Annotated in this window: 16 protein-coding genes; 7 read left to right on the forward strand and 9 right to left on the reverse strand. The window is 69.5% G+C overall.

What is annotated here, in order from left to right; genetic code table 11:
- Positions 1-3 precede the first annotated feature (3 nt).
- Genes iolD through ACIHAO_RS39400 form a run of 7 tightly spaced genes read right to left on the reverse strand, consistent with a single transcriptional unit; the run spans position 4 to position 7,387 of the window.
- Positions 4-1,848 (reverse strand): 3D-(3,5/4)-trihydroxycyclohexane-1,2-dione acylhydrolase (decyclizing), encoded by a 1,845-nt coding sequence (gene iolD, locus ACIHAO_RS39370; RefSeq protein ID WP_396566814.1) that lies wholly within the window; start codon positions 1,846-1,848, stop codon positions 4-6.
- On the reverse strand, positions 1,845-2,735 hold the full coding sequence (gene iolB, locus ACIHAO_RS39375; protein WP_396566816.1) for a 5-deoxy-glucuronate isomerase: 891 nt from the start codon (positions 2,733-2,735) through the stop codon (positions 1,845-1,847). Before iolB ends, iolD begins: the two co-directional genes overlap by 4 nt.
- Positions 2,732-3,664: a 5-dehydro-2-deoxygluconokinase gene (gene iolC, locus ACIHAO_RS39380; protein ID WP_396566818.1), complete on the reverse strand. Its 933-nt coding sequence runs from the start codon at positions 3,662-3,664 to the stop codon at positions 2,732-2,734. The genes iolB and iolC overlap by 4 nt, the downstream gene beginning before the upstream one ends.
- Positions 3,661-4,446, reverse strand: coding sequence for an ATP-binding cassette domain-containing protein (locus ACIHAO_RS39385; protein ID WP_396566820.1), 786 nt, complete (start codon positions 4,444-4,446; stop codon positions 3,661-3,663). Before ACIHAO_RS39385 ends, iolC begins: the two co-directional genes overlap by 4 nt.
- Positions 4,443-5,477, reverse strand: coding sequence for an ABC transporter permease (locus ACIHAO_RS39390; RefSeq protein ID WP_396566822.1), 1,035 nt, complete (start codon positions 5,475-5,477; stop codon positions 4,443-4,445). Before ACIHAO_RS39390 ends, ACIHAO_RS39385 begins: the two co-directional genes overlap by 4 nt.
- Positions 5,474-6,463 carry a sugar ABC transporter substrate-binding protein gene (locus ACIHAO_RS39395; RefSeq protein WP_396566824.1) on the reverse strand — a complete coding sequence of 330 codons (990 nt, stop codon included), beginning with the start codon at positions 6,461-6,463 and terminating at the stop codon, positions 5,474-5,476. The genes ACIHAO_RS39390 and ACIHAO_RS39395 overlap by 4 nt, the downstream gene beginning before the upstream one ends.
- Before the next feature lie 24 nt (positions 6,464-6,487).
- The gene (locus tag ACIHAO_RS39400; protein ID WP_396566826.1) at positions 6,488-7,387 is read right to left on the reverse strand and encodes a sugar phosphate isomerase/epimerase family protein; all 900 of its coding nucleotides are present in this window, start codon (positions 7,385-7,387) and stop codon (positions 6,488-6,490) included.
- Between the two features lie 116 nt (positions 7,388-7,503).
- Here ACIHAO_RS39400 and ACIHAO_RS39405 point away from each other — a divergent pair, with 116 nt between their 5' ends.
- The 3 genes from ACIHAO_RS39405 to ACIHAO_RS39415 all read left to right on the forward strand — a co-directional run bounded on the left by ACIHAO_RS39405 (position 7,504) and on the right by ACIHAO_RS39415 (position 10,436).
- Positions 7,504-8,508, forward strand: coding sequence for a LacI family DNA-binding transcriptional regulator (locus ACIHAO_RS39405; protein ID WP_396566828.1), 1,005 nt, complete (start codon positions 7,504-7,506; stop codon positions 8,506-8,508).
- Between the two features lie 4 nt (positions 8,509-8,512).
- Entirely contained in the window at positions 8,513-9,514 is a 1,002-nt protein-coding gene (locus ACIHAO_RS39410) for a Gfo/Idh/MocA family oxidoreductase (RefSeq protein ID WP_396566830.1), read from the forward strand.
- Positions 9,515-9,878: 364 nt separating this feature from the next.
- Positions 9,879-10,436 carry a hypothetical protein gene (locus ACIHAO_RS39415; protein WP_396566832.1) on the forward strand — a complete coding sequence of 186 codons (558 nt, stop codon included), beginning with the start codon at positions 9,879-9,881 and terminating at the stop codon, positions 10,434-10,436.
- Here the strand turns inward: ACIHAO_RS39415 and ACIHAO_RS39420 are convergent.
- A complete protein-coding gene (locus ACIHAO_RS39420; protein ID WP_396566834.1) occupies positions 10,433-13,411 on the reverse strand; it encodes a BTAD domain-containing putative transcriptional regulator in 2,979 nt (992 codons plus the stop codon). The two genes, ACIHAO_RS39415 and ACIHAO_RS39420, sit on opposite strands and share 4 nt — an antisense overlap.
- A gap of 437 nt (positions 13,412-13,848) precedes the next feature.
- Between ACIHAO_RS39420 and ACIHAO_RS39425 the strand changes: the two genes are divergently transcribed.
- From ACIHAO_RS39425 to ACIHAO_RS39440, 4 genes are read left to right on the forward strand one after another with little or no spacing between them, the layout of a single operon-like run.
- A complete protein-coding gene (locus tag ACIHAO_RS39425) occupies positions 13,849-14,244 on the forward strand; it encodes a GntR family transcriptional regulator (RefSeq protein WP_396566836.1) in 396 nt (131 codons plus the stop codon).
- Positions 14,241-15,104, forward strand: a complete 864-nt coding sequence (locus ACIHAO_RS39430; protein WP_396566838.1) for an ABC transporter ATP-binding protein — start codon at positions 14,241-14,243, stop codon at positions 15,102-15,104. The genes ACIHAO_RS39425 and ACIHAO_RS39430 overlap by 4 nt, the downstream gene beginning before the upstream one ends.
- Positions 15,105-15,113: 9 nt before the next feature.
- Positions 15,114-15,911, forward strand: a complete 798-nt coding sequence (locus tag ACIHAO_RS39435) for an ABC transporter permease (protein ID WP_396566840.1) — start codon at positions 15,114-15,116, stop codon at positions 15,909-15,911.
- Between the two features lie 14 nt (positions 15,912-15,925).
- Positions 15,926-16,846, forward strand: a complete 921-nt coding sequence (locus ACIHAO_RS39440; RefSeq protein ID WP_396566842.1) for an ABC transporter permease — start codon at positions 15,926-15,928, stop codon at positions 16,844-16,846.
- Between the two features lie 20 nt (positions 16,847-16,866).
- On the opposite strand, the gene asnB is transcribed toward ACIHAO_RS39440, so the two are convergent.
- Positions 16,867-18,699, reverse strand: coding sequence for an asparagine synthase (glutamine-hydrolyzing) (gene asnB / locus ACIHAO_RS39445; protein WP_396566844.1), 1,833 nt, complete (start codon positions 18,697-18,699; stop codon positions 16,867-16,869).
- Positions 18,700-18,834 lie beyond the last annotated feature (135 nt).

Below are 18,834 nucleotides of genomic sequence, written 5' to 3' on the forward strand. Positions count from 1 at the left end.
CGCCTAAATGCGGCCCTTCAAGTACCTCACTTGCGTGGGTTTGCTCTCCTCGAAAGCTTCCCGCCCCGATAGGTGCTCCGGGACGCCGACCTCCCACCAGGCGCCGGCCTCGGTCCAGGAGTTCGGCTGGGTCCGCACCACGACCACCGCCGGACGGTTCTCGGCCACCGCGGCTTCCCGCGCCTTCGCGTACGCCGCGCGCACATCGTCCACTGTGGACGCGGTGAACACCGCGCAGCCCAGTGACTCCGCATGCCGCGCGAAGTCGACCCGAGGGGGAGCGGCGTGCGCGCTCCGGCAGTCGGCGAGGAAGTTGTTGAACGGTTCGCCGCCTTGCCCCTCCTGTAGACGGGCGATGACCGCGAAGCCGTCGTTGTCGCAGACCACCGCCACGAAAGGATGTCCGGCGAAGGCCGCCGAGAACAGTTCGGAGTTCAGCATCAGGTACGAACCGTCACCGAGCATCGTGGTGACCAAGCCGCCGGTATGCGCCATCGCGGCACCCCACGCGCCCGCGAGCTCGTATCCCATGCACGAGAAGCCGTACTCGACGTCCATGCTGATCGATCCCGATCCGCGCCAGCCGCCGATCAGTTCTCCCGGCATCCCGCCGGACGCGGTCATCACGTAGTCGTGCGGTTCGGAGAGGTCGTTGACCGCGCCGACGACCTGGGCGTAGGTCGGCACTTCGCCGCCGGGACCGCGCAGCACGTCGATATGCGCGTCCCATCGGTCGCGTTCCGCCGCCGCCCGCTCTGTCCACAAAGGATCGACCTGCCAGCTCTCCAACTGGGTGGCCAGGTCCGTGAGACCGGCGTCGGCGTCACTCACGACGGCCAGCGCACCGTGCTTGACCGCGTCGAACCGGGCGGCGTTCAGGGTGATCAGCCGGACGTCGGGGGAGAACACCGTCCAGGACGCCGTGGTGAAGTCCTGCAAGCGGGTGCCGACGGCGAGTACGACGTCGGCTTCGGCGGCCAGGACGTTCGCCGACGTCGAACCGGTGACGCCCAGCGGACCGGCGTGCAGCGGATGGCCGTGCGGCACCAGGGTGCGCCCGGCCGTGGTTTCGGTGATGGGGATGCCGTGCCGCTCCGCGAAGGCCAGCGCACGCTCACCGGCGCCGGAGTAGCGGACGCCGCCACCCAGCACCAGTAACGGTTTCCGAGACGCCCGCAGCGCGCCGGCCGCTTCGGTGAGCGCCCGGCGATCGGGCCGCGGACGCGGCGGGCGGTGCGTCACCGGTGCGAAGAGCGCGTCCGGGAAGTCGTACGTCTCCGCTTGGACGTCTTGAGGGAGCGCCAGTGTCACCGGGCCCGCGTCCGCCGGATCGGTCAGCACCCTGGCGACCTGGGGCAGCGTCGAGAGCAGTTGCTCCGGCCGGACGATCCGGTCGAAATACCGGCTCACCGGGCGGAACGCGTCGTTGACCGTGGCCGTCGGGTCGCCGAAATGTTCCACCTGCTGCAGCACCGGATCCGGCGCGCGGCTGGTGAAGGTGTCACCGGGAAGGAGCAGGACCGGCAGCCGGTTCGCGTGCGCGACCCCGGCCGCGGTGACCATGTTCAGCGCGCCGGGCCCGATCGACGACGTCACCACGCCGACCTGGCGCCGATGCGTCGCCTTGGCGTAGCCGACCGCCGCGAGCGCCATGCCCTGCTCGGTCTGCCCGCGCCACAAGGGGAGGTCGTCGCGGTGCTCCTCCAGCGCGGTGCCGAGACCGAGGACGTTGCCGTGCCCGAAGATCGCGAAAACACCCGGGAACAAGGCGACTTCCCGGCCGTCCAGGGTTTCCGACCGCTGCGCGAGCAGCCAGCGCACCAGGGCCTGTGCCGTGGTCAGCTTCATGACACCCGTCCTTCGTGGCTCGTGACCGGGCAGCGTGGGTCGAGTTCCTGGTCGTTCCAGGTCTCGCGGACCCAGCCGTGCGCGGGGTCGTCGCAGAACGCCATCGAACGCTCATCGGCCGGCCCGGCCAGGACGTTCAGGTAGTACATCGGGTAGCCCGGCGCGGCGACACAGGGACCGTGGTAGCCGCGCGGGATCAGGAAGACGTCGCCGTCCCGGACCGCGACGTCCTCGTCCAGTTCACCGTCGGCGGTGTACGTCCGATGGAGACCGAACCCTTCGCGCGAAGGTGTCACTCCGTCGCGGCCCGCGACGCGGAAGTAGTAGATCTCCTCGTTGACGACCTCGCATTCGGACGCCTCGTCGTGTTTGTGCGGCGGGTACGAGGACCAGTTGCCGCCGGGGGTGATCAGCTCGCACGCGTTCAGCTTGTCCGCGTGGTCCCAGACTCCGGGCACCCCGAAGTTGGTGACCTGTCTGGTCGCCTGCCCCGCGCCGCGCACCTCCACCGGCACGTTTTCGGCAGGTCCGTAGCGCGGTTCGAGACGACGGGTGCAGCGCGCCATCGGCAGCGCGACCTCGATCCCCTCCTGTGTCGACAACTCGACTTCGGCATCGCGTGGCACGTACGCGAAATCCGTGACGCGGGTGAACACCGAGTCCCGCCCCGCGAGTTCGAAGACCTGCCCGTCGACCCGGACGGTGCACCCGCCGGACAGCGGCAGGACGAACGCTTCGTACTCGCCGGTGCGCACCAGCCTCGTCTCACCGGCGGCCAGCGAGAGCACCCGCAGGCCGCTGTACGTCCAGCCCGCCGAGTCCGGGGTGAGCCGGACGGGATCCCGCTCGTCCGAAAGCGTCCCGAGTGGACGGTGCAGCTTGCTCACAGCAGCTCCTCGATCTCGTCGGCGGTGGGCATGGCGTCGGCGCAGGCGAGCCGGGAGGCGACGAGCGCGCCCGCCGCGTTGGCGTAGGTGGCGATGCGCACCGGATCCCAGCCGGAAAGCAGACCGTGGATCAGCGCGCCGCCGAACCCGTCACCCGCGCCGAGCCCGCATACGACCTCGACCCGCTGGGGTGGCACGGTCCAGCGGCCCTCGGCGGTGGCCACCAGCACACCCTCCGCGCCTTTCTTGATCACCGCCAGTTCGACGCCCCTGGCCAGCATGCGGGACGCGGCCTCGTCGGGATCCGCCGTGCCGACGGCGACCTCCGCCTCGATGCGGTTGCCGACGGCGACCGTGACGTGGTCGAGCATCCAGCCGATCTCTTCGCGCGCTGTCCCGGTGCCGGGCCAGAACATCGGCCGGAAGTCGAGGTCCAGCACGGTGTGCGACCGGCGTCCGCGCCGCTCGAGCATCTCGCGCTGGGTGCCGCGCGCCGGTTCGACGGAGACGCCGGTTCCGGTGACCCACAGCAGCGGCACCGTTTCCACGACGTCCCAGGGCACGTCGGTCTCGGTGAGGGTCAGGTCCGGCGCGATGGGGGACCGGTAGAACAGCAGCGGCGGATCCGCGGGCGGGTCCAGTGCGCAGAACACCACCGGCGTCTGCAAGCCCGCCGACGTCCCCACGTGGTCCGGGGACACACCGAACTCCCGCAACGCCTGCCGCACGTAGTCACCGAAGCCGTCCGGGCCGACCTTCGTCAGCACCGACGTCGAGCGGCCGAGCCGCGCGGCGGCGACCGCGACGTTGGTCGCGGTGCCACCGAGCGATTTGGCGAAGGTGCTGACCCCGGCCAGCGGCACGCCGCTCTGCTCGGGATAGAGGTCCACCCCGACCCGGCCGACGGTCAATGCTTCGAGAGCGGTCATGAAGGGGACTCCACAGCTCGCAATTCGTGTTCGAGGGCTTCCAGCTCCGCGCCGCCCGCCATCTGCCGGGTCAGTTCGGCCAGGTCGATCTCGGACTTCTCGTAGGCGCCTAGGGACACGCCCCGTTTGAGCAGCAGGAAGCGATCGGCCACCGGGAACGCGTGATGCGGGTTGTGCGTGATCAGCACGACGCCGAGCCCGCGGTCACGGGCCTGCGCGACGTACTTGAGCACGACACCGGCCTGCTTGACACCCAACGCGGCTGTCGGCTCGTCGAGGATCAGCACCTTTGCCCCGAAGTACACGGCCCGCGCGATGGCCACGCACTGCCGCTCGCCGCCGGACAGCGTGCCGACCGGCTGTTCGACGTCGCGGAGGTCGATGCCCATGTCGGACAACGCCTTCTTGGTCGTCTCCCGGCCCTTCTTCCGGTCGAGCGCGCGGAACGGACCGAAGCCGACCGTCGGTTCGGAACCGAGGAAGAAGTTCCGCCACACGCTCATCAGCGGTACGACCGCCAGGTCCTGGTACACCGTCGCGATGCCGCGATCGAGCGCCTCGCGCGGCGAAGCGAACTTGACCGGCTCGCCCTCGACCAGGAACTCGCCCCGGTCGTGCTGGTGGACCCCGGCCAGGATCTTGATCAGGGTGGACTTGCCGGCGCCGTTGTCGCCGAGCACACAGGTCACCTCGCCCGTGTTGACCACCGTGGACACGTCGCGCAACGCGATCACGCTGCCGTAGGTCTTGCCGACTTCCTTGACCTCGAGAAGATGGCTCATCGCCGCACCCTTTCCGCGCGCCGCCGGAAGGCGTTGTTGACCAGGACCGCGGACAGCAGCATGACCCCGAGGAACAGCATGAACCAGTCGCTGTCCCAGCGGGCGAACACGATGCCCTGCCTCGCCATCCCGAAGATCAGCGCGCCGATCGCGGCGCCGATCGCCGAACCGAACCCGCCGGTCAGCAGGCAGCCGCCGATCACGGCCGCGATGATGTACTGGAATTCCAGCCCGATGCCCTGGTTCGCCTGGACGCTCGCGAACCGCAGGATGTTGATCGAGCCGACCAGCCACGCGGCGAGCGCGGTGGTCATGAACAGCATGATCTTGGTGCGCACCACCGGGACCCCGACCGCGCGCGAACTCTGCGCGGAACCGCCGACGGCGAAGATCCAGTTGCCGAACCGGGTCCGGACCAGCAGCCAGGCCGCCAGCACGGCGAACCCGATCCACCACACGATGGAGATCTGGAACGCCGTCCCGCCGATGTCCACTGTGGACGCGAAGACGAAACCGGCGGACTCGTAGCCGTCGGTCGACCGCATCCCCGACACCTGGACGGTGCCGGTGACCAGCCGCGTCACGCCGAGGTTGAGCCCTTGCAGCGCCAGGAACGTGCCCAGGGTGACGATGAAACTGGGCAGGCCGGTGCGCATCACCAGCCAGCCGTTGAACGCTCCGACCGCGAGGGCGAAGACCAGCGACGCGAACAGCGCGAGCCAGACGTTCCAGCCCGCCTGCGTCGCCAGTGTCGCGGTGACGAGCGCGGTGGACGCCGTCATCACGCCCGCCGAAAGGTCGAACTCGCCGCCGATCATCAGCAGGGAGACGGCGACCGCCATGATGCCGAGCGTCGAGGCGTCGTCCAGCCAGGTCGCCACCCCGCTGCCGCTGAAGAACTGGTCGGTGACGAGGGTGAAGAACAGGAAGACGACGACGGCGCCGAGCAGCGCGCCGATCTCGGGGCGGACGACCAGCCGGTCGAGCAGCCGGGGTTTCGCGATCCGTTCGTCGAGCGTGGTGGTTGTCATCGCGTGCCCCTTTGCACGTACTGGCCGACGGTGTCCACAGTGGATTTGTCGACCAGGTCGGGTCCGGTGAGGACCGGCTTCCCGCCGCCGACGACGTTCGCGTTGTCCCGGTAGAGCTTGAGGAACTGCACCGGGAGATAGCCCTGCTCGTACTGCTGCTGATCGACCGCGAACACCACGTCACCCGCCTTGATCGCGCCGACCACGTCGGTGTTCAGGTCGAAGGTGCCGACCTGGGCCGTCGAGCCCACCGCCTTGATCGCGCTCACCGCCCGTGCCGCGACCTGCGAGTTCAACGTCAGAACGGCGTCGAGAGAGGAGTCGGTCCGCACCGCGCCCCTGATCCGGGATTCGGCGTCGGTGGGATTGCTGATGTCGACCTGCAGGGTCTGCACGTCGCCCGCGAAACCGGACTTGGCGCCATCGCACCGCTGGGCCTGCCCGACGTTGCCCGCTTCGTGGACCACGCAGAGCAGTCTCTTCTTGCCGAGCTCCCGGAACTTCTTTCCGGCTTCCTCGCCGGCGATGGTCTCGTTCTGCCCGACATGGGTGAGCGCGCCGTAGCCCGCGCTCTTGTCCTCGCCGGAGTTGATGGTGATGACCGGGATCCCCGCGCGGACCGCGTTCTCGATCGAGGTTTTGAGCGCCTCCGGATTCGCCATCGACACCACCAGCCCGCCGACCCGCTGGGCGACCGCGTTGTCGATCAGCTTGGCCTGGTTGCCGGGGTCCCCGTCGGAGTTGTACTCGACCTGGACGTCGAGCTGCCTGCCCGCCTCCTCGGCGCCGTTCTTGACCACGTTCCAGAACGCGTCACCCGCCGTGCCGTGCGAGATGACCGCGACCCGCAGCGGCCCGGTGGGCTGTGTCGTCGTCGCCGGGCCCGCGCCCTCGGCGGGTTTCTCCTCGGCCTTCGGCCCGGTGCACGCGGACAGGAGCACCAGCCCCGCCACGACCACCAAAACCTTCCTCAAGCGATGGGACATCGTCGTCTCTCCTCGCTTCTTCCGTTACCTGGCAGCCGGGAGCCGGCTGACGATTCCGTCGAGATGCGCCAGGCTCCTGGCCACATCCCGCTTCGGCAGATCCTCCGGGCTCCCCTCGCTCAGCGCGGTGTCCTGTTCGAGCACGTACCACCCGTCGTAGCCCGCCTCGTGGACGGACCTGACCATCGTTTCGATGTCGACGTCCCCGTCGCCGAGCGGGACATACAGACCTTTGCCCACCGCTTCGGTATAGGGAAGCCTCCCGGCGCGGACATCTTCGGCGAGTTCGCCGCGCACGTCCTTGAGGTGCAGATGCCCGACCCGGTCGGGGTACCGTTCGGCCAGCGCCACCGGATCGGTCCCGCCGATGAGAAGATGCCCGGTGTCCAGGCACAGCGGCAGAGTGGAATCGGCGAGAAAGCGCTCGACCTCCTCCTCGGTTTCCGCGTGCGTCCCGGCGTGCGGATGCAGCACGGTGCGGAGTCCGTGACGCGCGGCGATTTCCCCGATCTCGCCGGAGGTTTCGACGAGCGTCGCCCATGCGGTGTCGCTCAGCTTCGGCCGGTCGTCGTAGCCGTCGAGACCGGTGGCGGCGGCGAGTACGAGCACGTCGCCACCGCAGGCGGCGAACAGCGCCGCCGACTCCTTGGCCGCGGCCAACGCGGCTTCGGGGTTCTCGTGCAGTACGACGGCAAGGAACCCGCCGACCAGGTCCAGCTCGTATCCGCCGAGCAACGCGCGGAGATCGGCTGGGTCTCGCGGCAGGTAACCGGGCGGGCCGAGCTCGGTGGCGCGCACTCCCAGCTCCGCCATTTCGCCCAGTACGGTCCCCGCGTCGAGCACACGGCCCCAGCCGGGGACTTCGCAGACGCCCCAGGAGATCGGGGCGGCGGCGACACGGATCCGGGATGTCGGCACTGGCATCGGCGGCCTCCTGAAGGTCTGGGGTTCGGGGATCGGGTTAGAGCGCTCTATTGATTAGAGCGCTCTAATCATGTAGCGTCCGTCACAGTAAAGTCAAGGGCAGGGGGAGGATGGAAATGGCGCGCCCGACGATGGAGGACGTCGCCGCGAAAGCGGGGGTGTCCCGTGCGCTCGTGTCACTGGTGATGCGCAACGCGCCGAACGTGTCCGACGAACGGCGCACACGCGTGCTGTGCGCGGCGCACGAACTGGGGTACGAACCGCACGCGATGGCCCGGTCGCTGGCGAGCCGGACGTCGACCGTCCTCGGCGTGATGGTCTCCGACCTGCGCAACGCGTTCTTCGCCGACGTCGTAGAGGGGCTCGACGCGGCGGCCGAAGCGGCCGGATTCCATTTGATCCTCAACACCGGCGGACGCAGTCCCGCGCGCGAGCGGGCCGCGTTGAAGAGCCTGTTGTCCTTCCGTCCGGCCGGAGTGATCCTGCTGTCGCCGGTGGTGCCCGCGTCGGCGGTCGAGGAAGCGGCCGCCCAGGGGCCCGTCGTCCTGGTGTCGCGCACTTCGCGCGCGCCGGGAGTGGACACGGTGAACGACGACGGCGAGGCGGGTTCCGCGCTCGCCGTCGACCATCTGGTCTCCTTGGGGCACCGGAGGATCGCCCATCTGGACGGCGGCCTGGCCGCCGGTGCCGCGGCCCGGCGCCGGGGTTACCAGCAGGCCATGCGGCGGCACCGGCTGCATCCGATCATCGTGCGCAGCGAGCACACCGACACCGCCGGGGAGAAGGCCGTGCTCGAACTGCTCGGCGACCCGCCGCGGGGCGGACTGCCGACAGCGTTGGTGGCGGGCAACGACTTCAACGCCGTCGGCGCGATCTCCGCGCTGGAGGAGGCGGGTCTGCGAGTCCCCGAAGACGTCTCCGTGGTCGGCTACGACAACACCTCGCTCGCCGCGCTGCGCCATCTCTCACTGACCACTGTGGACCAGCCGCGGACCGAAATGGGGCGGCTGGCCGTCGAGGCACTGCTCGAACGGGTTCGGGGCGAACGTGCCGAACCGGTCCGGCATCTGCTGCACCCGTCGCTGGTGGTCCGTTCGACCACCGCCGCTCCAGAAAGGTAACCACATGAGGTTGGGACTCGCCGGCGCCGGCCGGATCGGCACTTCGCACGCCGAGACCTTGAAGAGCTTCGACGAGGTCTCGTCCCTGGTCGTCGCCGATGTGGACGCCGCACGCGCCCAGGCGGCCGCGGCCAAACTCGGCGTCGAAGCGGCGACGGACATTCCCTCGCTGTTCGCGTCCTCTTTGGACGGTCTCGTGATCGCCGCGGCCACGGACGCCCATCCGGAACTGATCCTCAGGGCAGTCGACGCGGGGATCCCGGTGTTCTGCGAGAAACCGGTCGCCGCAGACATCCCCGGCACGCTCGCGGTGATCGACAAGATCTCCGGTGCGGACGTGCCGGTGCAGATCGGCTTCCAACGCAGGTTCGACGCGGGCTACGCGGCCGCCCGGGCCGCGGTGGCTTCGGGCGAGCTCGGCTGGCTGCACACCTTGCGCGCTACCACGCTCGACCCGGCGCCGCCGCCCGCCGAGTACGTCGCGCATTCCGGCGGTCTGTTCCGCGACTGCGGAGTGCACGACTTCGACGTCGTCCGGTTCGTCAGCGGCCGCGAGGTCGTCGAGGTCTACGCCGTCGGGACGAACAAGGGCGAGCGGTTCTTCGCCGACGCCGGTGACGTCGACACCGCGGCCGCGACCCTGACGCTGGACGACGGAACACTGGCGGTGGTCTCGTTGACGCGCTACAACGGCGCGGGCTACGACGTCCGGCTCGAAGTGCTCGGCTCGGCGGGCAACGCCGTGGTGGGCCTGGACGACCGCGCGCCGCTGACCTCGGTCGAACCCGGCGTCCAGCCGTTGCCCGGCCCGGCCTACCCCGGGTTCATGGAACGCTTCCGGCCCGCGTACACCAGTGAGTTGAAGGCATTCCTCGACGTCGCCGCCGGTCGCGCGCCGAGCCCGTGCGGAGCTGCGGACGCGCTGGAGGCTTTCTACATCGCCGAGGCATGCGAGCTGTCCCGCCGCGAACGCCGCCCGGTCCTTGTGGACGAGGTCCGCGTCTGAAGCGGCGTTCCCGCGACGGGCGTGAGTGGGGATTCGTGTTCTAACCCGAGCCTCTGCTTAGGTACCTAATGCGTGACCTGCGGCGCGCTGCCGCCGTGGCTGATGGTGCTGCTCAGGCGGACGTGGCGCCGACCGAAGTAGTGAGGGCCTCCTTCCCTACCCTCAAGGTAGGTAAGGAGCCCTTCACGGACCGGTCGGCGAGCGACCGCAGCCAGAGTCCACCAGGCCCGACACGTCCCCGGGCCGCTGGGGCGCGAAGGCAGCTTGCTGCCAAAGACCGGACACCATGAGCCACCGTTCGCTACGGTGATCGCGAACCATGACAGGTGGCAGATTCGTGTCGCCGGACGCGCGAGGAGTGCGGATGCAGCCCAACCCACCGCAGCCCTATCCATCGCGGCCGAACCCACCGCAGCCCGGTTCCCCTCACTACGGGCAGCCGCCCGGCGGACCCGCGCAGTGGGGCGCGGCGCCGGCCAAGCCGAGGGCGAACGCCGTGGCGGCGGTGATCGCCGGCGTCCTGGCGCTGCTCGCCGCCGGCATGCTCGTCTGGTTCGCGCTCTACAACGTCGTCGTCGCCGCGGGGACGGACGGCCGCTTGCCGGGCATCACGGTGCAGAACATGGCCAGTGGCGTCATCTCCGCCGTGGTGCTGGTGGTCGCGGCGGCGTTCACGTTCGCCCGCAGGATTCCCGGCGCGTGGACTCTGTTCGGGCTTTGCGTGTTCTACGTGGTGGCGGTCTTCGTGGGGACGCCGCTGGTGTGGGGCACGTCCTTCGGCGCTCAGGTCAAGTGGCTCTTCAGCTTCGACGACAGCGACAGCACCGCCATGGCGCTGACGATCTTCCTCGCTGTCCTGACGGCGATCACGTCGGCGATCGCCGCCAGTGTGAAATCGTACGACACCAAGACGCGCGTCTAAAGTTCGTCCAGGATCAGTTTCGCGCGTTCCTCGACGAGCCGGTAGCCGGAGCGTGCGGCGAGTTCCTGTGCCAGCTCGCCGTGTGTCCGGGCTTCCGGGTGTTTTCCCAGTCGTAGCAAAGTTTCCGCGAGTCCGGTCCGGGCGGCGGCCTCGCACCAGAAGAAGCTGGTCGTCCGCGCGATCGACAACGCGAGCCGATAGTGCTCGGCGGCCTCCTCGGGCAGGTCGAGCCGCAGGCAGACCTCGCCGAGTCCGACGAGGGTCCAGGCCTCGGTGCCCCGGTCGCCGATCTTGCGCGTCAGTTCGACGGCTTCGAGCGCGTCCGCGCGGTTCTGCTCGCTCGGGTCTCGCCTGCTTTCGAGTACGGCCCTGCCGGACAGCGCGGTCGCCTCGCCGTAGGTGTAGCCCAGCTCGCGGTTGGCCGCGAGCGCGCGGGTGTAGAAGTCGTAGGCGTCGTCGAGGAGGCCGAGGTCGCGGTGCACGTTGCCGAGGTCCACCAGCAGCACCGCGACGCTGAACCGGGCGCCGTCCCGTTCGGCGACCTTCAGCGCGCGGGTGAAGTTGGTGAGCGCCTCGTCGAGCTGACCTGTCTGCCAGTACGGGAAACCGAGGTTCGCCAGTGCCATCGAGACGGCGGGCATGTTGAGTTCTTCGCACAGCCGCAGGGATTCCAGCCCGCAGCGGATCGCCTCCTGCGGATCGCCGAGGCGCTGGTGCACGGCGCTCAGGTTGTTGAGCACGGCCGCGCGGCCGGCGTCCCAGCCGTCGAGGAGGTCTCCGCGCAGGGCGCTGCTGAGGTGCTCGCGTGCTTCGTCGTAGCGGCCGCTGTTGACACAGGCGAGCGCGATACTCAGGTGCATCGCCGCCTGTGCCTGCCCGGCCCCGCTGCGGCGGGCGGCTTTCAGCGCGGTCGAGGCGGTGTCGATCCATTCCGCGTGATGACCTCGCTGGTGGAAGAAGGCGCGGAGCGCGTCGGCGAGGTGCCAGGAGAACTCGGGCGGGCCGTGTTCGGCGCTGTGCTCGACGGCGGCGGCGAGGTTCGGCCACTCGGCGTCCAGCCAGGCCAGCGCCTCTTCGGTGTCGGCGAAGGGGTTGTCCGCCGGCTCCTCGCGTGGCAGGCGCAGGAAGTGCGGGATGAGGGTGCGGCCCGCGGCGTCGGCGGTGGTCAGGTAGCTCTCGAAGAGCCGCCTCGCCGCGGCGTCGCGTTCGGGTTTCGTGTCTTCCGCCAGCGTGCGGCCCGCCGCGAAACTGCGGAGGAGGTCGTGGAACCGGTAGCGCCCAGGTGTGTAGCGCTCGACGAGATGCGCCGCCGCGAGCGCTTTGAGCTGTTGGTTCGCCTTCGGATGCGGGACGCCGGTCAGCGCCTGCGCGGCGGGGGCGGTGAACGTCTGGCCTGGCACGAGCGCGAGCCGGCGGAACAGTTGCCGGTGTTCCTCGGGAAGCGTCCGGTAGGAGACGCCGAACGCCGTGGTCACGGCACTTTCCTCGGCGCCGTCGACGGTCAGTTCCGCCAGCGGGTCGCCACCGGCGAGCTCGCGGGCGAGTTCGGCGATCTCGGGTTCGCCGCTCGCGCCGAGGTTGGCCGCCGCGATCCGGAGCGCGAGCGGGAGATGTCCGCACAGCCGCGCCAGTTCCGCGGCCGCGACGGCTTCGGCGGCCACGGTTTCGCTGCCGAGCACGGCTTCCAGCAGATGCCGCGCGTCTTCGGCGGGCAGCACGGACAGCGGGAGCGCGCGGGCGCCGGTGCGGGCGATGAGGTCGCCGAGCCGCTGGCGGCTGGTGACCAGGACGGTGCCGGACGGCGGCAGCAGCGGCAGTACCTGGCCGGTGTCGCGCACGTTGTCGAGGACGAGGAGGACCCGTTTGTCGGCGAGGAGGGACCGGAGCAGCGCGGCGCGCGTGTCGGTGTCCGGCGGGATGGCCTTGGGCGCGGTGCCGAGTGCCTGCAGGAGCTGGGTGAGCGCGACGGCCGGGGTGAGCGGTTCGTGGTCCGGGTCGAAACCGCGCAGGTCGAGGTACAGCTGGCCGTCGGGGAAAGCGTCGCGGACACGGTGGGCCCAGCGGACCGCGAGCGCGGTCTTGCCGACACCGGCGGTGCCGCTGATGACCCAGATGTCGGTGCCCTCGGCCGCATGGCGGGTCGCCTCGTCGAGCCGCTCCAGCTCGTTCGCCCGCCCGGCGAATCCCCGGACGTCGTGCGGCAGCTGCGCCGGGCGGACCGGCTCGGGCCTGGTCGCGGGTTCGAGGGCGGGATCGGCGCCGAGGATCGCGGATTCCAGCCGTCGCAGTTCCGGGGACGGATCGAGACCCAGTTCGGTACCGAGCCGGTCCCTCAAGGCGCGGTAAGCCTCGAGGGCGTCGTCGGTGCGGCCTTCGCGGTGCAGCGCGAGCATGAGCTGCCCGACGAACCGCTGCCGCAGGGGATGCGCGGCGACCAGTTCGGTCAGTTCCGCGAGGACCTGCCTGCCGCGGCCGAGCCGCAGCTGCGCTTCGGCCCGATCCTCCAGCGCCGTCCAGCGTTCTTCGTTGATGCCGCCGCGAAGCCGCTGGGCGACCTCGCCGCTCACCACGTCGGACAACGCCTCGCCGCGCCACAGGCCGAGCGCCTCGTCCAGGAGCTCCACGGCGGTTTCGTCGTCGGCGTCGCGGGCCTGCGCGGTCAGCTCGGTGAAGCGGTGCAGGTCGACCTGGCGCGGATCGAGCTTGAGCAGGTACCGGGTCCCCTCGGAGACGATCTCCGGCCCGCCGGCGCCGCGGAACACCGCGCGCAGCCTCGACACGAGCGCTTGAACGGTGTTTCGTGCACTGGCGGGCGGTTCTTCGGGCCAGAGCAGGTCGATGATCCGGTCGCGCGGAACCGGTCTGCCCGCCTCCAGCAGCAGAACCGCCAGCACGAGCCGTTGTTTGGGCGAGCCGAGATCGACCGGATCGCCACCGGCCCACGCCTCGACGGCGCCGAGGACGCGGAACTCCACCCGGCCACCTCCGCTCACCCTCGTCAGAGCCTGCAAGCGTAGTGCAAGCGCCCTGCATCCGGCCCGCGTGATCCTTGGCTGGTGTCCACCGAGGACCCGTCGCCGGAACCGTGCCCAACCAACAAGACGGGCAGGACCCCCCATTCGGTTCCGGTACGACGGTGGGCACCTACACCTTGCACAGGCACCGCCTTCTCCAAGGGCGGTGGGGGTTGGGGGTAGTGCCAGCTCGACGTCTTCCCCCCGTGTCGTCGGACTGGCGCTTCTTCTTGACTGGGGCTGGGGTTTCACCGTGAAGGCCACCTTGAGGGACCCAGAGTCCCTCAAGGTGGCCTTCACGGCTTTCGGCGTTTCGCGACGAACAACCTTGATCGCTTGACAAGGGCAGGCGCTTGCCTGCACCCTTTCACTACTTAATTAGTGAAAGGGTGTTGCCGGTGGTCACCTTCCACTTGGACAAGGGCTCGGGCGTCGCGACGTACGTCCAGCTCGTCCAGCAGGTCAAGAACGCCCTGCGCCTGGGATTGCTGGAGCCGGGGGACCGGCTGCCGACGGCGAAGGAAGTGGTCGCCGAGCTGGCGATCAATCCCAACACCGTCCTCAAGGCGTACCGCGAGCTGGAGCGCGAAGGGCTAGTCGAGGGGAAGCCGGGCCTCGGCACCTTCGTCCAGAAGACGCTCGGAGGCGCTTCGTTCGCGGAGCGCACGCGCTTGCGGAAGAGCCTCGGCACCTGGGTCCGCGACGCGCGGGAATCGGGGCTGGATCAGGAAGACGTCGAGGCGTTGTTCACCTCGGTGGTGGTCGATGGCTTTCGAGGGGAGCGGACAGCATGACCGATAGACCCGTCATCGAGGCGACCGGACTCGGCAAGCGCTACCGCCGCAAGTGGGCGCTGCGCGACTGCTCCCTCTCGGTCCCGAAAGGCCGTGTCGTCGCCCTTGTCGGGCCCAACGGCGCGGGCAAGACGACCCTCCTGCACCTGGCCGTCGGGCTGCTGGACGCGACCCTCGGCTCGGTCTCGATCCAGGGGACCACGGCCTTCCTCGCCCAGGACAAGCCGTTGTACCCGGGTTTCAGCATCGCCGAGATGCTCAAGTTCGGCAGACGCCTCAACCCCGGCTGGGACGACGAGTTCGCGCTCAAGCGCATCGATTCGCTCGGACTTCCCTTGAAGCACAAGGTCGGCAAGCTCTCCGGCGGCCAGCGCGCGCAGGTCGCGCTCACCCTCGCGCTCGCCAAACGCCCGGACCTCCTGGTGCTCGACGAGCCGCTCGCGAACCTCGACCCGCTGGCCCGCCACGAGGTCATGCGCGGCCTGATGGAGGCCGTCGCCGAGACCGGGATGACCGTCCTGCTCTCGTCCCACGTCGTCTCCGATCTGGAGAACACCTGCGACTGGCTGATCGTCCTCAACGGCGGCCGGGTGCAGGTCAGCGGCGACATCGACGAACTCGTCGCCGGGCACCGGATCCTTTCCGGGCCCGTGGACGAGGCCGACGCGCTGGCCGAACGCGTCGCGATCGTGGACGAGGCGAGGGCGGGCAGGCAGGCGACCGTGTTCGCCCGTACCGAACCGGTCCCGTTAGGTCCACAGTGGACCGAGCGGTCGTCGACGCTGGAGGAACTGGTGCTCGCCTACCTGCGACGACCCGAATCCGCGAGCCTGCCTCGTCCGACACTAGCTTCGGCGTAAGGGGGAACGATGCTCTGGCTCACCTATCGTCAGCACCGGATGCAGTTGCTGATCACCGCCGGCCTGCTCGTCGCCGTCGGGATGCTGTTGCTGGTCAACGGAAACGCCGCGGCGGACAGCCCGGACCCGGCGAAGCTGTTCGCGGATCTGTACACCTATCTCTCCTGGCTGCAGGTCGTCCCGGTGGCGATCGGGGTCTTCTGGGGTGCCCCGCTGGTCGCGGCGGAGTACGAACGCGGCACCACGAAACTCGCCTGGACCCAGTCGATCTCACGATTCCGCTGGCTCGGTGTGAAACTGGGCTTCCTCGCCGTGCTCGCCACCTTCGGCGGTCTCGCGTTCGGCACGATGATGCAGCGCTGGGTGGAGGTCTTCCCCGCCGATCGCGGCGACACCGCTTTCACCAGCCGCTTCGACAATCCGGTCCTGTTCGCGATGACCGGCGTCGCGCCCGGCGGATGGTGGCTCTTCGGGTTCGTGCTCGGCACCGCCGCGGGAGCGTTCATCCGCAAGACGCTGCCCGCCATCGCCGTCACCATCGCGGTGACCGTCGGCCTGATGATCGGCGTGAGCAACTTCCGCGACCTCTACGCTGAACCGAAACTCGTCCCCATGGGCTTCGGTGACCAAGGCCCCGGAGGCCGGGTCCTCGAAATGGTCACGGACGCCGCCGGCGAGGTCACCGCGCTCAAGGTCCTGCCCGCGGACTTCTACTGGCGGTTCCAATGGACCGAAGCCGCGATCCTCGCGGGTGTCTCGGTCCTGCTCGCCATCGCCGCGACCTTCGCCATCCGGCGTCGTTCCTAGAAAGGCACCTCTTCTTGCTTTGGCTCACCTGGCGGCAGCACCGTACCCAGCTGCTGGTCACCCTGGGATTCCTGGCCGTGCTCGGCGGCGTCCTGCTCCTCTCCGTGCAGGTCGCCGTCGGCGCCGCGAACGGCGAGATCTCCTTGTACTGTCACGGCGGCGGCGTCCCGTGCCGTGAGTACGACGCGGGACTGGAGGACCTCTACCAGAAGGTCTACCCACTGGTCGCGATGGTGCCGTTCGTTCCCTTGCCGGCAGGCGTCTTCTGGGGCGCGCCACTGCTCGCCAGGGAGTACGAGCGCAACACTCACCAGCTCGCGTGGACGCAGTCGGTCGGCCGCGGGCACTGGCTGGCCGTCAAGTTCGGTGTCCTCGCCGGGTGCGCGACACTCGCCGGGCTCGCTTCGGGGCAGATGTTCGGCGCGTGGCTGGAAATGTTCCCCGGCAAGGCGGAGAGCTTCGCGGAGACGTCCTACTTCGGCGCGCTCGGGGTCGCGCCCGCCGCCTGGTGGCTGTTCGCCTTCACCCTCGGTACGGCGGCCGGGGCGCTCGTGCGCAAGACCTTGCCCGCCATCGCGATCACGGTCGCGGTGTTCCTCGCGGCAGCGATCGCCTTGCTGCTGCTGAGGCCGCATTACGCCGAGCCGGTGCGCACGCTCGGCCCGGACGCGGCCGCGAAAGGGGCGCTGATCGTCAAGCTCGGCAGGGTCACACCGGACGGCCGTGAGGTGAGTTCACTGGACGACGTGCCCGGTTGCCCGGTGGGGACAGGGAAGAGCGCGTGCGCTCAGGCGGCGGGGTATCAGGACTTCACCGTCTACCAGCCCGTCGACCGGTTCTGGCGGTTCCAATGGACCGAGGCGGGCCTCCTGCTGGCCGCGACCGCGGTGCTCGGGGGAGTCGCGGTAGCGGGCACGGTCCGCCGCCGTCGCTGAGACGACGGCGGACCGGGCGCTCAGTCGAGCTGGAGCTCGGGGGAGTACAGGTCGAACCAGTGGTAGAGGTCCAGTGCCCGGTCGATGCCGGAGCGCTGGGCCGAGGACATCGTGGCCGGGTCCACTTCGGACACCCGGTGCAGCCAGTCGCGGTCGACCAGTTCGAATACCGGGTTGTCCCGTTCGGTCAGCGCCTCCTTGGCCTGCTGCTGCAACGCCGCCGCGTAGCCGGGGTCCTGAGTGGACGGATAGGGGCTCTTGACCCTGTCCCGCACCGACGTCGGCAGCACGTGTTCGGTCGCGTGCCGCAGCAGGCTCTTTTCCCTGCCGTCGAACGTCTTCAGCGACCACGGCGTGTTGTAGACGTACTCGACGAGGCGGTGGTCGCAGAACGGCACCCGCACCTCGAGCCCGACGGCCATCGACGCCCGGTCCTTGCGATCCAGCAGCATCCGCACGAACCGGGTCAGGTGCAGGTTGCAGATCGTACGCATCTTGCGGTCCTGCTCGCTCTCGCCGTCGAGGTGCTCGACCTGGGCGACGGCGGCGCTGTACTGGTCGGCGACGTAGCCGGGCAGGTCGAGCTTCTCCTGGACGTCGCCGCGCAGGAGCGTGCCCCGCTCGCTGGTGAGCCCCATCCGGAAGGCGAGCCAAGGGAACGTCCCCGAGTTCACCGCGGCTTCGTCGTGGAACCAGCGGTACCCGCCGAAGACCTCATCGGCGGATTCACCGGACAGCGCCACCGTCGACTCCGCGCGGATCGCCTTGAACAGCAGGTACAGCGAGGTGTCCATATCCCCGAGCCCGGCCGGGATGTCCCGTGCGGCCAGCACCTTGCGGCGGACCTCGGGGTCGCTGAGCTCGCCCGGGTTCAGCACGACGTCCTTGTGGTCGGAGCCGACCAGCCGCGCGACGTCGCGGATGTACGGCGAGTCCGGGGTGTCGCGGACCTCGTCCGGCTGGAAGTTCTCTTCCTGGCCCTGGAAGTCGACGGAGAACGTGCGCAGCCGCTCGCCCTGTTCGGCCAGCCGCGCGGCGGCGAGACCGGTGACGGCGCTGGAATCGAGGCCGCCGGACAGCAGGACGCAGCGGGGGACGTCGGCGATCAGCTGGCGGTGCACGATGTCGGTCATCAGCTCGCGCACCCGCTCGACCGTGGTCTCCTGGTCGTCCGTGTGCTGTTTCGCGTCGAGCTTCCAGTAGGTCCGCGTGCGGATCCCGGAGCGGTCGACGGTGACGATCGTGCCCGGCCCGACCTCGTGCATGCCCTTCCACAACGACCAGCCGGGGGTCTTGGTCATGGACATCAGCTCGCGCAGGCCGTCGGTGTCGACCACCTTGCGCGCCAAGGGGTTCGCGAGGATCGCCTTCGGTTCGGAGCCGAAGAGGACGCCGTCCGGGGTCGGGTAGTAGTAGAACGGCTTGATGCCCATGCGGTCGCGGATCATCACGAGCTTCTCGTCGCGTTCGTCCCAGATCGCGAAGGCGTACATGCCGTTGAGGTGATCGACGACCTCGTCGCCCCACTCCAGGTAGCCGTGGAGCACGACCTCGGTGTCGCTGTCGGTCTCGAATTTGTGGCCCCGCTTGGAAAGCTCCTCGCGCAGCTCGGTGAAGTTGTACGCCTCACCGCTGTAGACCATCGCGGCCAGCCCGGCTTCGGCCATCGGCTGCCTGCCGCCCGGCAGGTCGATGATCGCGAGCCGCCGGTGACCCAGCGCCACGTTCGGCCGGACCCAGGTGCCCGAGTCGTCCGGCCCGCGGCACGCCATGGTCTCGGTCATCGCGTCGACGACTTCCCGGCGCTGGGTCAGATCCGTGTCGAAGGAGACCCACCCTGCGATTCCGCACATCGCTACCTCCTGGTGATTAGTTAGCACATACAACTACTCGTAACACCGGTGTAACATGCTTCGGCGGGCTTGTCTGCCCGAATTGCACGCTCCGTCCGCAGTACGTCACGGTCTGTGGGCCACGTCACCGGGCAT

This window comes from Amycolatopsis sp. NPDC052450 (genome assembly GCF_044547565.1).
In the GTDB taxonomy this organism is placed as follows: domain Bacteria; phylum Actinomycetota; class Actinomycetes; order Mycobacteriales; family Pseudonocardiaceae; genus Amycolatopsis.